A 16,307-nucleotide genomic window follows, 5' to 3' on the forward strand; every position below is an offset into this window, starting at 1 on the left:
GCCGCAAGATGCAGAATTCACAGCTTCATCAACGAACACAGGTCAAGATCAATGTCGGAAGGAATGGTCATTTCCTTTCAACGTCATTGTGCGCTTATATAAGTCATCGAAAAACCTAAGTTAACTTGTCGATTCGCCTCAAGAAAAAATAACAACTCTATCAATAGTTGGCACAGTGTCTGATTTTTGCGAACGAATCTCGTGCTGAGGCACAAAAACTACCCGAAATACCAACCGATTGTAGAGTTATTGATCAAACTCAACACCTTGAAAACGAAAACAGAAATAATGAGGTCTGCACAAGTGAGGAGGTATCAATGGAATTGAGTCCTGTTTTTGCAAGGCGACTGTATTTAGCATTGTTAGTTGAGAGTCTTGAACGGCCAAACGTACCAAAGCTGATTGAGAAAACCGGTTGGCCACGTCGTACTATTCAAGACGTGATTAAAGCCTTACCGGGCATTGGTATTGAATTGATGTTTGTTCAGGATGGTCGACGCCATAACGATGGCTATTATCAACTTTCTGATTGGGGGCCTTTTGATAGTCAATGGGTTCTGGATCGTAAAGTGGATATTGCAGAGAGCCTTGGATTTAACGCGTAAAAGCCAGCCTAGCTGGCTTTTTCTGTTATCTGTGTTGCCCAATAACGTTGAATTTTAAGTATGGAAAGCATGCTATCTCTTGGCGTTATTGAGGCATATTCTTAACGGATAGATTTTATTGGGAAACACTGACCCAATAAGCGATAAATCCAAGCCAACTTAAGACGAGCAATCCCCAAGGAAGAACAGTAGCAAAGCGGTGGTTCGTTGCTAAAATCACTTCATCGTCTACAGGACTATCTTGTTCAGCATTTTTTAACTTCAACGCTCTTTTCTTAGCTTTATCTGCCTGTCGACTCTTCTCTTTTTGCTGTTTTTTATACAGCGTGATGCCTTTTTCAATCCCTTGTGCAATCAGTTTGGTCTGTTCTTTGGTCTGCCCTGGCCGCTGTGTGGCTCTTGCCACCTTCAGTGCCTCATTTTGCGTTTCAAGCGAAGGAGTGTTTGGTGTCTTCATGGTATTCACCTTATTGTTTTGTTTAAGGTTACCATGTTTTGAACCAGAGAAGGCAACCCAAAGAGAATTGGTACTACAGATCCACCTTGGAGTAGGGTAAAGTGATCGGCTGTTATAGTTTTTATTTATAGGTTGAGCGTGCGTTATTCGGTTGAGCAGTACGATCACTATGGCTATTTGAAAGCGCCCATCTGGTTGTGGTTTACTTGGGTGTGGTTGATTAAAGCATGGATAGTCTTAGTGATGGCAGGTGCAAGCCAAGAGGCTGGGCCACGACTATTGGCTCTTATTTACCCGCAAAAAAGCCATTTTTATACAGAATTGGCCTTGGGTATTCCTGCGTTACTGCTGATGTGGATGATTCATTTACGTCGCCCTGATGGACGAGTGATGACGCGAGTGGTGCAACGTTGTGCGCGGTTGTTGACTCTGCTGTCACTGTGGGCGCAGTTGGGCTTAACCAGTTATTACGTGTTATTGCAGCATGGACAGTTTCATTGGTTTAGCGCGGTGTCGATTGTATTGTGCCTCTGGTTACTTCTGTATGTGTGGCGCAGTGAAACGATCAAAGCATGCTTTGCCAAGCAAGATAAGATAAACAATTAGGGAAAGTCACCGTAAGTGACTCATATATCGAATTACACTGAGCAAAAAGTGAGGACGTTATGTCACTATCACAAACAGCAATCCTGCCGGAAGCAGGTCCATTTGCCCTGTATGCACAGTTTAACGTGCAGCAAAATGGCGCGGCAGTTTTAACACAATTACAGCAACTTCCAGCGTTGGTTGATGAGTTAAATCAACAACAACCCGGTGCAGACGTCGCGATCTCTATCGCTTTTAGTCATGGTTTCTGGTCAAAGTTTAACGCACCTATGCCTGCGGAGTTGGTGGATTTCCCAGAGCTTGGTCAAGACCCTGTGAAAGCACCAAGTACCAAAGCTGACTTCTTGATTCACTGCCACAGTTCTCGTCATGACTTACTCTTTTATGTGTTGCGTAAATTCCTCGAAAACGTGGCAGAAGATGTGACTGCAGTCGATGAAACTTATGGGTTCCGTTATCTTGATTCACGTGATATGACCGGCTTTATTGATGGTACAGAAAACCCGAAAGCAGAAAAACGTGCTGATGTGGCACTGATTGCCGATGGCGAATTTGCGGGTGGTAGCTATGTGATGGTGCAACGCTATGTACACAATCTTCCTGCATGGAACCGTTTGAATATTGCCGCACAAGAAAAAGTGATTGGTCGTACTAAACCTGATTCAGTTGAATTGGATAAAGTACCGCCAGCATCTCATGTCGGTCGTGTTGATATCAAAGAAGAGGGTAAAGGCCTTAAAATTGTTCGCCATAGCTTACCTTACGGTAATGTGACGGGTGAGCATGGCTTACTTTTCATCGCTTATTGTCATACGCTGCATAACTTCCAAGCGATGCTAAACAGTATGTTTGGTGAAGCTGATGGTAAGACTGACCAAATGCTGCGATTTACCAAAGCGGTTTCTGGCACTTACTTCTTCGCTCCAGCGCAAGAGATGCTTCAAGCTCTGACTTTTGAAGCGTAACAGCCTCAGTTACAAAGCGCGCAGTACAAAAAGGGCCATGATGATTCATGGCCCTTTTTGTTGCTCGTTAGAGTGCTTAGCCCAGTAAGCTTAATGCCGCCTGCGGTAACTGTTTCGCCTGTGCCAAAATAGAGCTTGAGGCTTGTGACATGATTTGCGATTTGGTCATCTCAGTGGTTTCTTTGGCGTAGTCGGTATCCATAATACGGCCATTAGAAGCTGCGATGCTCTCATTGACTTTGTCTAAGTTGCTGATCGTGTGCTCAAAACGGTTTTGCAGAGCGCCTAAATAGGAACGTTGGTCATCCACATATTTCATCGCTGAGTCGATAATACCAATCGCTTGCTGTGAACCACCAACGGTAGACACATCCACATCATTGACGGTCTGTTCTTTTGCATCGGCAAATTTCAATTCATCGGCTAAGCTACCGCTCACGCTAAGTTCACCATGTACTTTGCTATTACCCGCAAACAGTTGGAGATGGCCTTTCTGATCAACAGAGGCTTGAACCTTGTCAGTTTGACCATTGATATAAGTGGCTAACTCTTCAATGTTATCCCCAGTTTTGGCATTGATTTCAATGGTTTTCTGTTCACCATCTTTAGAGGTAAAACCCAATTTTAATTGGTTGTTGTCTGCGGAGACTTTCCATGACGCATCCGCTGCTGTTTGGGCTTGCTTGGTTTTGCCACCCATCATTTTATCGTCGCTACGCATGCTGCTTAAGTGCAGATGCACGGCCGCACCACCATCGTTACCAATTTGGAACGATTTGGTGCCGTAAGTGCCATTAAGCAGCATTTTGCCGCCAAAAGAGGTGGTATCTGCTACGCGGTTAATCTCTTCATTGATCGAAGAAACTTCTTGTTGAATCGTTTCGCGGTCATCATCACTGTTCACACCATTGGATGATTGCAGAGCTAGGTCACGCATACGTTGTAGTAGCTGTGACGTTTCCTTCATTGAGCCTTCTGCGGTTTGCGCTACGGAAATTCCATTATTGGCATTTTGTACCGCCATATCTAAACCGCGGCTTTGCGCAGTCAAACGGTTGGAGAGTTGCAATCCGGCTGCATCATCGGTCGCGCTGTTTATTTTTGAGCCAGACGCTAAACGATTCATCGATGACTGCTGGCTTTGGGAGGTTTTCCCTAAATAGTTTTGCGCATTGAGCGCGGCAACGTTGGTTCGAATACTGATGGTCACTTCTACAACTACTCCCTAATTTTCACCGCGGTTACTTGGTTGAAAATTGAACTATCATCACAATTTGGTGTGTAACGTATGACATACGAATAATAGGAGTAACGGAAGCGAATAAAAAAACTTTAGAGAATTTTGAAGAAAAATCACAAAAAGTGTTTAATTGGTTATGTTTTGTTCTGTTTATCATTTTTGAATCAATTATTTCAATCAGTTATAAGAATAAAAACTGAAATCTATATGGAATTAATAAGCGACTAATTGCATTTATTGACGAGTATTAGAGATTACTTTAGTTAGTTTTATCTAATTTAGCGTTTCAATTGCTCATATTGTTAACTTTTCCATTTTTATCTCTCTATCACTATGTTTTTGTTTCATAAATTTTTTCTATTGATTAAAAAGTAATCATGTTTTGGGTTTGGGCATTACGATAGCAGTAAAAAAGTGACACATCTTTTGTTAAAGAAATTTCTCAACTGAACGATAAAAAGGCACCAGTGTAACTTTTCTTAAAGTGCGGGGTAGCTTATGGCCATTACGGTGAATACCAATGTGTCAGCGTTAGTCGCACAAAGACATCTGGCGTCTGCTTCCGAGTTATTGAATCAGTCGTTAGAGCGTCTGTCATCTGGTAGCCGAATAAACAGTGCGAAAGATGATGCGGCTGGGCTGCAGATATCCAACCGTCTTGAAACACAGATGAGTGGGCTTGATGTAGCAGTAAGAAATGCGAATGACGGCATCTCGATCATGCAAACGGCAGAAGGGGCGATGAAAGAGTCGACTAACCTGTTGCAACGTATGCGCGACTTATCGTTACAAGCAGCGAATGGTTCTAACAGTCGATCGGATCGGCAATCTCTACAAGAAGAGATGACGGCTCTGAACGATGAAATGAACCGAATAGCTGAAACCACCTCTTTCGGTGGCAGAAAGCTGTTAAATGGAAGTTTTGGAGCACCTTCTTTTCAGATAGGTGCCAGTGGCGGCGAGGCGGTTCAAATTCCTCTTAGTAATATGCGGACTGATACCATCGATATGGGGGGATTCAGTTACGTAGCGAACCAAGAGGCTAATAAAGATTGGACCGTGAGGCAGGGTAATAATCAGCTGGTCATCCATTATACCGATGCTAAAGGGCAGCAGCAGTCAATCAATATCAGTGCTAAAGCGGGCGACGATATTGAGGAGCTTGCCACTTTCATCAATGGCCAGACCGATAAAATCTCAGCTTCAGTGAACGAGCATGGCCAACTGCAGATCTATATGGCAGGAAAAGAGACGGCAGGTACTTTGTCCTTTAGTGGCAGCCTGGCGGATCAACTCCACATAGGGCTGAAAGGTTATGAGTCGGTCAATAACCTCGATATTACTTCGGTCGGGGGCGCACAGAGAGCTGTGTCTGTTTTGGATACTGCTTTGAAGTATGTGGACAGCAACCGAGCAGGAGTTGGGGCATTACAGAATCGTTTTAATCATGCCATTAGTAACTTGGATAACATCCACGAGAATTTGGCGGCGTCTAACAGCCGGATCAAAGATACGGATTACGCGAAAGAAACGACCAAGCTGATAAAGCAACAAATCCTGCAGCAAGTCGGTACTTCAGTGCTGGCGCAAGCGAAGAGACAACCGAATTTGGTGGTCGCGCTACTGAGGTAAAAGAAAAAGCCCTATGTATCGACAGCCGGTGCATAGGCTTTAGAAAAAAGTAAAAAATAGCGTGAATTTTGGTGTCGAAATCACGTTTGAATTTTAGGAAAAACTTTTTTAGAGATTTTTTTAAAAAAGATTAAAGGTTCTGAAATTCATGCCGTTACAGTAGGTAACTTTGAGAGAACTGCTTGGTTTTCCGAGACGTCGGAAACCGGAAACATCGGAAAACTAATTGGAGATATCATCATGGCAGTGAATGTAAACACTAACGTATCAGCAATGACAGCACAACGTTACCTGAACCAAGCGAGCAGCGCACAACAAACAGCGATGGAACGTCTTTCTTCAGGCTACAAAATTAACAGTGCAAAAGATGACGCTGCTGGTCTACAAATTTCAAACCGTTTGACTGTACAAAGCCGCGGCTTGGATGTCGCAGTGCGTAACGCCAATGACGGTATTTCAGTAGCGCAAACCGCTGAAGGTGCAATGAATGAAACAACAAACATTCTGCAACGTATGCGTGACTTGTCACTACAATCTGCTAACGGCTCAAACTCTAAAGCTGACCGTCAATCTATCCAAGAGGAAGTGACAGCGCTAAACGACGAGTTGAACCGTGTTGCTGAAACCACTTCATTCGGTGGTAACAAGCTGCTAAACGGCACTTACGGTACTAAAGCGTTCCAAATCGGCGCAGACAACGGTGAAGCTGTGATGCTAAACCTAAAAGATATGCGCAGTGATAACTCACAAATGGGTGGTACTGCTTACCACGCAACGAACGGTAAAGACAAAAACTGGTCAGTAAAAGACGGTGCAAATGATTTAACCATCAACTTGACTGACAAAGATGGCAATGCGCAAGCAATCAACATCAAAGCCAAAGCAGGCGATGACGTAGAAGAGCTAGCCACTTACATCAACGGTCAAACAGACCTAGTAAAAGCGTCTGTAGACGAAGATGGTAAACTGCAAATGTTTGCTGGCAGCAACAAAGTGAAAGGCGATGTTAGCTTCTCTGGTAGCTTGGCAGGTGAGCTAGGCTTCAAAGAAGGCAAAAAAGTAACGGTTGATGACATTAACGTAACTAGCGTTGGTGGTTCACAAGAAGCCGTAGGTGTTATCGATGCAGCGCTAAAATACGTAGACGCGCAACGTGCAAACCTAGGTGCTTTCCAAAACCGCTTTGGCCATGCCATCAGCAACTTGGATAACATCAACGAAAACGTTAACGCTTCTCGCAGCCGTATTCGTGATACTGACTTCGCTAAAGAGACAACTGCACTGACAAAATCACAAATTTTGTCTCAAGCTTCAAGTTCAATCTTGGCGCAAGCAAAACAGGCTCCTCAAGCAGCATTGAGCCTACTAGGCTAACCTTCTTAGGTCCTGCAAATCCCATCACAAAATCCAGCTTCGGCTGGATTTTTTATTGCATCAAATCTGGATGCGCTTCACATTTTGATTACATGTCTGTTAATTGATCACTTTTTCTCTAAAGGATATTTAGATTGGGCCGTTAACCAATACGAGAGAAATGAGATGTGCCGGAGAGAGGTGAGAGACTCGATGGTGCATCTAACTATCCGCCAAAGGAGATCAATATGGCAATTAACGTAAACACGAACGTGGCTGCGATGACTGCTCAGAGGTATTTAAATAACTCTGCAGATAGTACTCAAAAGTCCATGGAGCGGTTGTCATCTGGGTATCGTATTAACAGTGCGAAAGATGATGCTGCAGGGTTACAGATTTCCAACCGTTTGACTTCACAAAGTCGTGGTTTGGATATGGCTGTAAAAAACGCGAACGATGGTATTTCCATTGCTCAAACCGCTGAGGGAGCAATGAATGAAAGTACCAACATTCTTCAACGTATGCGTGATTTGGCGTTGCAATCGTCCAACGGTTCGAACTCCAGTTCAGAACGTGGTGCGATTCAAGAAGAAGTTTCTGCGTTAAATGATGAATTAAACCGTATTGCTGAAACTACCTCATTTGGTGGTAACAGACTGCTTAACGGTAAATTCGGCACTAAATCATTCCAGATCGGTGCTGATTCTGGTGAAGCAGTACAACTGCGTATGGGTGATCTCCGCTCGGATAACATCGAGATGGGTGGCCGTGCGTACCATACCCAAGAGGGTAAAAGTTCAAGTTGGAAAGTGGGCGATGCTCGTGAGCTCACCTTTAGCTACACTGATAAAGAAGGTGAAGCGAAAAACGTCTCTATTAAGGCGAAGAAAGGTGATGACTTAGAAGAGCTAGCCACATTCATTAATGGTCAGAGTGATGACATTAATGCGTCTGTCGGTGAAAACGGCAAGATGCAAATTTTTGCCTCATCACAAAAAGTACAAGGTGATGTGACCATTGGTGGCGATCTAGGTGGTGAGCTTGGCTTTGACCAAGGTCGTGATGTGACCGTTAAGAATATTGACGTGTCTACCATCGGCGGCTCTCAAGAAGCGGTCGCGGTACTTGATAGTGCCTTGAAGGCGGTGGATAGCCATCGTGCTTCATTGGGGGCGTTCCAAAACCGTTTTGGCCATGCGATCAGCAACCTTGATAACATCAATGAGAACGTTAACGCTTCTCGTAGTCGCATCAAAGATACTGATTACGCTAAAGAAACGACAGCTTTGACTAAGGCACAGATTTTGCAACAAGCAAGTACATCTGTGTTAGCACAGGCGAAGCAGTCACCATCTGCGGCTCTAAGTCTGCTGGGGTAATCCCCGCAGGCTTATTTGGGCTTAATAGGTGGCGTAGTAGGATCTTTAGTCACCTATAAGGTGGAAGGGAGATTGTTATGGAAGTACCATCCTACGCATCGAACATCCAGCCTTACGGCTCACAAAATGGCATTAAACTTGCTTCTGAAAACGACAGCGTGAAAAGCGTTTCGAATTCGAAGGAAGATAGACCAACTGTCACTCGATCTGTGGATCGTGTCTCTGAGCAGGTAAAAGAGAGCCGACAGCGTGCTGTAGACGCGACCAATGAGATGGTCCGTAAACGGGATCAGCTTAATGAAGAGCAGCGCGCTAAGGTGGTAGAGCAGATGAATGATTTCGTAAACTCTATCAACAAAGGACTCTCGTTTAGATTAGATCAAGAGTCGGGACGGGAAGTTGTGACGATTTATGAAGCCTCTACGGGCGACGTCATTCGTCAAATTCCGGAAGAAGAAATGCTTGAAGTTTTACGCCGCTTAGCGAAAGAGCAGGACCATAGGTCCGGCTTATTTAACGCGAAAGTGTAACGTTTTTTTGAGGTGATTGGATGAGTGTCGGCCCTCTGGGTATGAATTCTGGCATGGATATTAATTCCATGGTGAAAAAGATTGTGGAATCGGAGCGTACGCCTAAACAGCAACGCATCGATAGCGATCGTACCAAGGTCAGTGCCAGTATCAGTGCTTATGGTCGCCTCAGAGAGTCGTTAGATACGATGAAAAATCTGATGGTCAACTTTAGGCAAAACGAAGTGTTTGCCGCACGTAAAGTTGAAACATCCGATGACAAAGCCGTATCTGCGACGGCAACCACCGATGCCATCGCTGGCAAGTACTCAGTCGATGTGTTGCAGCTTGCCCAAAGCCATAAGTTGGCGTCAAATCCCTTTGACGACCATCAGCGGTTTGGTCCGGGCAAGCTGCATATTTCATTAGGGAATCGATCGTTTGATGTCGATGTCTCCTCATACTCAAATTTGACGGACGTAGTACGGGGAATTAATGGTAGCGATTCGAACCCTGGGGTTCGTGCTGCCATTATTAAAGACTCTGATGGTCCGCGCTTAATCCTTGCGTCTAACCAGACGGGTGAAGAGCAGCGTATTGGTGTTTCGGTCGAGGCTCCTGCAGGGGATGCCCTCAAAAATCTCGAGTTCAAAACTTTAGAAGATCGAGTTAAAGATCTTGAAAAAGCTCGGGCAGCAGCCCAACAAATTATTAATCCACTGACACCTGAGCAGCAAAAAATTGCCGCTAAGGTGGCAGAGAAGATCGAAAATGCTGCACGCATTGTCGATAAAGATGTCGCAGACCAAATTGAAAAGGCCGCGCAAACCGCCCAGTCTGCAGATAGCAACTTAGCTGACCCAATCAAAACCGCTCAAGGCGATGGTCAAACGGATTCCGCGGTAAAAGCTGCGGCTAATGCTGGTAGCAATGTGAATCAGTATGTTCGTCCTCAAGATCGTATTCCTGGCTGGACGGAAACCGCGTCTGGCACTTTGCTCGATTCTTATGAAGATCCTCAACCAGAGCTTGATGACAAAGCGCAAGCAAAGTCTAAAGATGTTCCCGGCTGGTCTAATACCGCATCCGGTTCTCTGTATGACTCTTATGTCACACCTGAAGAGGCAAAAACTAAGCTTAAAAATATCCTTAAGCAGGAACAGCAACAGATAGAGGATGCGGTAAAGAGCGGCAAAATCACGCCGGAGCAGGCAAAAGAGCAAGAGCGTGCCAAATTGAGTCCAGAAGAAAGGGCTTATTTGGAAAGTGTTGAAAAAACCCAAGCGGCATTAAAAGCAGCACAAGACTCTTTTGATCACTATAACGGCATGACTCAAGTTCAGGCTGCGCAAGATTCCGAAGTGATTTTGGATGGCGTGGCGAAATTGAGTAGCAAAAACAACATCATTGAAGATGCGATTGAAGGGGTGGATTTGACCTTAAAGGCCAAAACTGACCCTAAGCAAAAACCAGCGGACATTGACGTTGAGTACGACCGCAATACGGTACGAGATTACATTGAAAAATTCGTCAATTCCTACAACCAGTTTTATCAAGTTAGCCAAGCGTTAGGCGGTGTTGATCCCACTACGGGACAAGCTGGACCATTGGCTGGCGATAGCATTACACGTAGCGCTGATGCGCGTTTAAAAGCCGTTTTTTCGCAACCTGTTTCCGATGCTTCCAGTGATATGAATTCGTTAACATCGCTGGGTATCACGACCACACGGCAAGGTAATTTGGAAATCAATGACGACTTATTAAATCGTCAGTTGAATAACAATTTTGACAAGCTGGGTGAGTTTTTTGGTGGGCGAGATGGCTTTGCCAAACGAATTGAAGATGCCATTCAGAGTATGACGGGTGTCACTGGTGCAATTCGTACCCGAGAAAGAAGTTTATCTGAGCAGACGCGTCGTCTGCAGGAAGACCAAACCACACTGGATCGCCGTATGGGAGATTTGGAAAAACGCACTCAATCTAAATTTGAGGCGATGCAGGATGCGACCAGTAAAATGCATTCGCAACTCGCCGGCATGATGAACGCGTTAGGTCAGTGAGATGAGTGAATTACTGCAACAGTTATGTGACTTAGATCACCTTATAGAACAAAGTCTGTCAGTCAAGGACATTCAGGCTGAAGAAATTGTCAGTATGGTCGATAAGAGGGAACAGTTATTGCAGAATTTACTTTCCTACGTGGCTGACCATCCACAGTTTGCCGCTACGCCCGAATGGCGTGATGCAATAAACCATACACAACATCTTGCTGGACTCATGCAGTCAAAGACCATGGCAATAGGTCAAGAGCTTAAGAAATATCGCCATGGACATAAGTCAGTCCAGCAATACAAAAAGTTTTTATAAAGAGGAAGACTATGCGTGGTTCTTTACAGGCGTACAAAAAAGTATCAGTGGATAGCCAGCTAAGCGCGGCCTCACCGCATAAAGTCGTTCAAATGCTGATGGCAGGTGCCATCGAACGCCTTATCCAAGGCAAAGCAGCGATGCAAGCGGGAAACATTCCTGTGAAAGGGGAACGTTTAGGTAAAGCTCTGGATATCATCATTAGCTTGCGTGGTTGTTTGTCGATGGAAGATGGCGGTGATATTGCGAAAAACTTAGATCAACTCTACGAATTTATGATTGGTCAAATCACCATTGCGAACCAACAAAACAATCCACAACCGTTAGATGATGTGATCGACATTGTGCGTGAAATTAAATCCGCATGGGATCAAATTCCGGCTGAGTTCCATAATTTGACGGCTCAACAAGTCGGTATTTAAAAGATTATCAAAAAGATTCAAGCAATATCACATCCGCTAATTGCTTGGTTGCCTTATTTTTTTTATCAAATACAATGAAAGCCACGAAGTAGCCACGTGGCTTTTTTTGTTGCTGTTTTTTTATTATTGACTATCGTTTAATCAAGATGTGCCAAATATTTGGCATTATGGGTGACGGTTTTCAATCGACTAAAAGCAACTTCCCGGAATTAAGGCAATTATTCTCACCTATGCAAGGCTTAGCGAAACTTATTGTGATTGAAGACGACAGTGCAGTTCGTTCTTATCTCAATACTATTTTAGAATTTGTAGGAGAGCAGTGTGAGGCTATTACGTCTTCTCAGATCGATCAGATCGACTGGTCATCGGTTTGGGCTGGATGCATTCTAGGCTCGCAACGCAGTCAAGTGTTGCCTAAGGCTCTGTCTGATTCGTTGTTACGTGCTAACCACATTCCAGTGATTATCGCTAACAAGCAATCCTACTCACTAGACGAATTCCCTAACTACATTGGCGAGTTGGAGTTTCCTTTAAATTACGCTCAATTGAGTGAAGCGTTGCGTCATTGCAAAGAGTTTCTTGGCCGTAAAGGCGTTCAAGCTCATACCCCTTTAAGAAACAATATCTTATTTAGAAGCTTGGTTGGCCAAAGTCACGGAATTCAAAATGTTCGCCATTTAATTGAACAAGTGGCTAACACCGAAGCTAACGTATTGATTCTTGGTGAATCAGGTACGGGTAAAGAGGTGGTAGCGCGTAACATCCATTATCATTCCAGCCGTAAAGATGGTCCTTTCGTGCCGATTAACTGTGGTGCGATTCCTGGTGATTTGCTCGAAAGCGAACTGTTTGGTCATGAAAAAGGCGCATTTACCGGCGCTATTACGTCGCGTAAGGGACGTTTTGAGCTGGCTGAGGGCGGCACGCTGTTTCTTGATGAAATTGGCGATATGCCAATGGCGATGCAGGTCAAACTGCTGCGTGTCTTACAAGAGCGTTGCTTTGAACGTGTTGGTGGTAACACTACGATTAAAGCGAATGTGCGGATCATCGCCGCAACACATCGCAATTTGGAACACATGATTGCTGATGAGTCTTTCCGTGAAGACCTCTTCTACCGTTTGAATGTTTTTCCAATTGAGATGCCACCTTTGCGTGATCGCAAAGATGACATTCCTTTGTTACTTCAAGAGCTTATGGCTCGAATGGAAGCAGAAGGCGCTCAACCGATTTGTTTTACACCGCGCGCAATTAACTCGCTGGTGGAGCACGATTGGCCCGGTAACGTGCGTGAATTAGCCAACTTGGTTGAGCGTATGGTGATTTTGTATCCAAATAGCTTAGTGGATGTTAACCACCTGCCAACCAAATACCGTTACAGTGATATTCCTGAATTCCAACCAGAATTCAATAATATCGCTCCTGTTGAAGAGCAGGAACGGGATGTTTTGGCGAACATTTTTGCTGAAGACTTTTCAATGGATGATAGCCAAGATTTCATCTCTGGTATGGACGCAATGACTCAAGGTTTACCTCCAGAAGGTATTAATCTGAAAGAGATGTTAGCCGATTTAGAAGTCAGCATGATCAATCAAGCGTTAGATGCGCAAGCTGGTGTTGTCGCCAGAGCGGCGGATATGCTCGGTATGCGTCGTACTACGCTGGTGGAAAAGATGCGTAAGTACAATATGCAACGCTAAACAGAGCATGCAACGTTAAGTATGGAGCGTTTAGTAAAGTAGTTGGTGTGCAATAAATGTGATCCAAAGCATACTATTTTACTCAGTCAATAAATTGTCATAACGATAACGTATTGTAAATAAACAAAAATAGCCTGGCATGCATCTTGCGTGTTAGGCTATTGTTTATTTTAATAGGTGGTTTTTCGACGATGGACAGTGCCATGGAGCAACATTCGCATTTAGACTCTCTTGAAGATCAAGTCGCACGTTATCGACAGGTTCTTGATGTGATGCCTGCCGGGGTAATTTTGCTTGATACACAAGGTATTGTTCGTGAAGCCAATCCTGAAGCGCAGCGGCTTCTCGATGTTCCTCTTCTAGGGGAGCGTTGGTATACCATTATTCAATTGGCCTTTGCACCTCGGGAAGATGATGGGCATGAAGTTTCGTTGCGTAATGGACGTAAAGTGCGCTTGGCGATTTCTGCTTCCACTACAGGTCAATTGATTTTAGTCACCGACATGACGGAAACCCGTCTACTCCAGTCGCGTATCAGTGATTTGCAACGCTTATCGTCTTTGGGACGCATGGTTGCTTCTCTTGCTCACCAAGTTAGAACTCCGCTATCGAGTGCTATGCTTTATGCAGCGAATCTTGGTGCACCGAATTTACCTACGGCGACTCGTGAACGCTTTCAATCGAAATTGGTCGATCGTCTCCATGATTTGGAAAAGCAAGTCAACGACATGCTGCTGTTTGCCAAAGGTGGCGACAACAAAGTCGTGAAGCCGTTTACTGTGGCTGAATTGGTCAGTGAATTTCAACCTATGGTCGAAACCGCCTTAAAAACCAATCATATTGATTACGCCCAAGAGGTCGAAGAAGAGCAGACCGTACTTTTGGGTAATGCGAATGCCATCGCTTCCGCGCTCAGTAACTTAGTGATGAATGCGGTGCAAATTGTGGGTAAAGGAGCACAAATTGATGTGTTCTTCCGCCCGGTTAATGGCGAATTAAAAATCTCTGTACAAGATAATGGTCCGGGCGTTCCAGCGGAGCTTCAGGATAAGATCATGGAGCCTTTCTTTACGACGCGTTCGCAAGGAACTGGATTAGGACTCGCGGTTGTACAGATGGTCTGTCGTGCACATGATGGTCGTTTAGAGCTCATCTCTGAGCCTGGCGAGGGCGCGTGTTTTACCATGTGCTTACCGCTTGAGCGGAACGTTAGCCCAACCACTTTAGAAACTGGAGAATCATAATGGCTCAAAGTAAAGTCTTGATCGTTGAAGATGATGAGGGTCTACGCGAGGCGTTAGTCGATACATTGGCATTAGCAGGTTATGAATGGCTAGAAGCCGATTGTGCTGAAGATGCTTTAGTCAAACTTAAAAGTGACTCAGTGGACATCGTTGTCTCTGATGTGCAAATGGCAGGCATGGGCGGCCTCGCTTTGTTACGTAATATCAAACAGCATTGGCCTAATTTGCCAGTGCTTCTGATGACGGCCTACGCCAATATTGAAGATGCGGTATCGGCAATGAAAGAGGGCGCTATTGACTACATGGCGAAACCTTTCGCCCCAGAAGTTCTCCTTAACATGGTCAGTCGCTATGCCCCAGTCAAATCCGACGATGATGGTGATGCCGTGGTTGCAGATGAGAAAAGTCTGAAGTTACTTGCTCTGGCCGATAAAGTGGCTAAAACCGATGCCAACGTAATGGTGCTTGGTCCAAGTGGCTCAGGTAAAGAAGTGATGTCGCGCTACATTCATAATGCCTCTTTGCGTAAAGATGGTCCTTTTGTGGCGATCAACTGTGCGGCGATTCCAGACAACATGCTGGAAGCGACCCTGTTTGGTTATGAGAAAGGTGCGTTTACTGGCGCGGTGCAAGCTTGCCCTGGTAAATTTGAACAAGCGCAGGGCGGAACCATTTTGCTAGATGAAATCAGTGAAATGGATTTGAACCTGCAGGCTAAACTGCTGCGTGTTCTTCAAGAGCGAGAAGTGGAACGTTTGGGGAGCCGCAAGAGCGTCAAACTCGATGTACGCGTGCTTGCCACTAGTAACCGTGATTTAAAACAGTATGTGAAAGAAGGGCATTTTCGCGAAGACTTGTACTACCGCCTGAATGTATTTCCTATTGCGTGGCCAGCTTTGTGTGAACGTAAAGGTGATATTGCGCCTTTAGCGCAGCATTTGGTGGAGCGTCACTGCAAAAAATTGGGCTTGCCTGTGCCTTCGCTTTCGCCAAGTGCGGTGAATAAACTGCTGTGTTATTCATGGCCGGGTAACGTTCGTGAGCTGGATAACGTGATTCAACGTGCGCTGATTTTGAGTGAACAAAAAGCGATCGACGAAGAGCATATTTTGTTAGAAGGATTGGATTGGCAAGATGCCGCGAGCCTACAACAAGTACTCGATCATTCGGTTGCTCCGAGTGTCAAACCCGTGGCGGACCCTGAATTGTCACGAGCTTTTTCGGGCGAAACGCTCTCTGCTGGTTCTACAGGGCTAGGTGATGAGCTGCGCGATCAAGAGTTTGCCATCATTATGGACACCTTAGTTGAGTGCCAAGGTCGCCGCAAAGAGATGGCTGAGAAGTTAGGAATTAGCCCAAGAACGTTGCGCTACAAGCTTGCGAAAATGCGTGATGCGGGGATTGATATTCCTAATTGAGTGTTTTCGTACTGTGGCATATATATTGCTGCATTAAGGGATATGAACAGTTTTTAGTCAAACTTTTGGCGTGAGGTCGTGATGAGATTAGATGGTTTACAAAGTGAAATGCAGACAATGAAGCTGGAAGCGACCAACTCTCGTCCATTGGCGACTGGACAAAAAGTTGGCGCTGATTTTGGTGACATGTTGTCCAAAGCGATTAATAGCGTTAATGGCTTACAACAGTCTTCCAGCGATATGCAAACGCGCTTTGACCGCGGCGATGAAAATGTCTCGCTCGCTGATGTGATGATTGCGCGTAACAAAGCCAGTGTGGCATTCGAAGCGACAATTCAAGTACGTAACAAATTGGTTGATGCGTACAAAGAATTGATGAACATGCCAGTCTAATGGTTTGATATAGGTAG

16 protein-coding genes are annotated in these 16,307 nt (G+C 44.9%); 14 read left to right on the top strand and 2 right to left on the bottom strand.

The features are described 5' to 3' along the window. The first annotated feature begins 317 nt into the window (after positions 1–317). Positions 318–605, top strand: coding sequence for a winged helix-turn-helix domain-containing protein (locus OCV11_RS04160; protein ID WP_261895162.1), 288 nt, complete (start codon positions 318–320; stop codon positions 603–605). Positions 606–720: 115 nt separating this feature from the next. On the opposite strand, the gene OCV11_RS04165 is transcribed toward OCV11_RS04160, so the two are convergent. Further along, the gene (locus OCV11_RS04165; RefSeq protein WP_261895164.1) at positions 721–1,062 is read right to left on the bottom strand and encodes a DUF2956 domain-containing protein; all 342 of its coding nucleotides are present in this window, start codon (positions 1,060–1,062) and stop codon (positions 721–723) included. A 138-nt stretch (positions 1,063–1,200) separates the two neighbouring features. On the opposite strand from OCV11_RS04165, the gene OCV11_RS04170 reads away from it, so the two are divergent. Both OCV11_RS04170 and OCV11_RS04175 read left to right on the top strand, forming a co-directional pair. Then, on the top strand, positions 1,201–1,668 hold the full coding sequence (locus tag OCV11_RS04170) for a DUF2919 domain-containing protein (protein ID WP_261895165.1): 468 nt from the start codon (positions 1,201–1,203) through the stop codon (positions 1,666–1,668). A gap of 59 nt (positions 1,669–1,727) precedes the next feature. Continuing rightward, on the top strand, positions 1,728–2,633 hold the full coding sequence (locus tag OCV11_RS04175; RefSeq protein WP_261895166.1) for a Dyp-type peroxidase: 906 nt from the start codon (positions 1,728–1,730) through the stop codon (positions 2,631–2,633). A gap of 76 nt (positions 2,634–2,709) precedes the next feature. On the opposite strand, the gene OCV11_RS04180 is transcribed toward OCV11_RS04175, so the two are convergent. Then, positions 2,710–3,843 carry a flagellin gene (locus OCV11_RS04180; RefSeq protein ID WP_261895167.1) on the bottom strand — a complete coding sequence of 378 codons (1,134 nt, stop codon included), beginning with the start codon at positions 3,841–3,843 and terminating at the stop codon, positions 2,710–2,712. A gap of 528 nt (positions 3,844–4,371) precedes the next feature. Here OCV11_RS04180 and OCV11_RS04185 point away from each other — a divergent pair. The 11 genes from OCV11_RS04185 to fliE all read left to right on the top strand — a co-directional run bounded on the left by OCV11_RS04185 (position 4,372) and on the right by fliE (position 16,290). Then, positions 4,372–5,505 carry a flagellin gene (locus tag OCV11_RS04185; protein WP_261895168.1) on the top strand — a complete coding sequence of 378 codons (1,134 nt, stop codon included), beginning with the start codon at positions 4,372–4,374 and terminating at the stop codon, positions 5,503–5,505. Positions 5,506–5,745: 240 nt separating this feature from the next. Next, positions 5,746–6,879 (top strand): flagellin, encoded by a 1,134-nt coding sequence (locus OCV11_RS04190; RefSeq protein WP_261895170.1) that lies wholly within the window; start codon positions 5,746–5,748, stop codon positions 6,877–6,879. A 227-nt stretch (positions 6,880–7,106) separates the two neighbouring features. Beyond that, positions 7,107–8,237, top strand: coding sequence for a flagellin (locus tag OCV11_RS04195; RefSeq protein ID WP_261895172.1), 1,131 nt, complete (start codon positions 7,107–7,109; stop codon positions 8,235–8,237). A 77-nt stretch (positions 8,238–8,314) separates the two neighbouring features. Next, on the top strand, positions 8,315–8,767 hold the full coding sequence (gene flaG, locus OCV11_RS04200; RefSeq protein ID WP_261895173.1) for a flagellar protein FlaG: 453 nt from the start codon (positions 8,315–8,317) through the stop codon (positions 8,765–8,767). Positions 8,768–8,787: 20 nt separating this feature from the next. After that, the gene (gene fliD, locus OCV11_RS04205; protein ID WP_261895174.1) at positions 8,788–10,806 is read left to right on the top strand and encodes a flagellar filament capping protein FliD; all 2,019 of its coding nucleotides are present in this window, start codon (positions 8,788–8,790) and stop codon (positions 10,804–10,806) included. A 1-nt stretch (position 10,807) separates the two neighbouring features. Continuing rightward, a complete protein-coding gene (locus OCV11_RS04210; RefSeq protein WP_261895175.1) occupies positions 10,808–11,113 on the top strand; it encodes a flagellar protein FliT in 306 nt (101 codons plus the stop codon). Positions 11,114–11,124: 11 nt separating this feature from the next. After that, positions 11,125–11,535 (top strand): flagellar export chaperone FliS, encoded by a 411-nt coding sequence (gene fliS / locus OCV11_RS04215; protein WP_261895177.1) that lies wholly within the window; start codon positions 11,125–11,127, stop codon positions 11,533–11,535. Between the two features lie 230 nt (positions 11,536–11,765). Next, positions 11,766–13,235 (top strand): sigma-54 dependent transcriptional regulator, encoded by a 1,470-nt coding sequence (locus OCV11_RS04220; RefSeq protein ID WP_261895178.1) that lies wholly within the window; start codon positions 11,766–11,768, stop codon positions 13,233–13,235. A 191-nt stretch (positions 13,236–13,426) separates the two neighbouring features. After that, entirely contained in the window at positions 13,427–14,479 is a 1,053-nt protein-coding gene (locus OCV11_RS04225; RefSeq protein WP_261895179.1) for a sensor histidine kinase, read from the top strand. Further along, positions 14,479–15,897, top strand: a complete 1,419-nt coding sequence (locus OCV11_RS04230; protein ID WP_261895180.1) for a sigma-54-dependent transcriptional regulator — start codon at positions 14,479–14,481, stop codon at positions 15,895–15,897. The genes OCV11_RS04225 and OCV11_RS04230 overlap by 1 nt, the downstream gene beginning before the upstream one ends. Before the next feature lie 81 nt (positions 15,898–15,978). Then, the gene (gene fliE, locus OCV11_RS04235; protein WP_261896222.1) at positions 15,979–16,290 is read left to right on the top strand and encodes a flagellar hook-basal body complex protein FliE; all 312 of its coding nucleotides are present in this window, start codon (positions 15,979–15,981) and stop codon (positions 16,288–16,290) included. Positions 16,291–16,307 lie beyond the last annotated feature (17 nt).

The organism is Vibrio porteresiae DSM 19223 (assembly GCF_024347055.1).
GTDB classification, from domain to species: Bacteria; Pseudomonadota; Gammaproteobacteria; order Enterobacterales; family Vibrionaceae; genus Vibrio; species Vibrio porteresiae.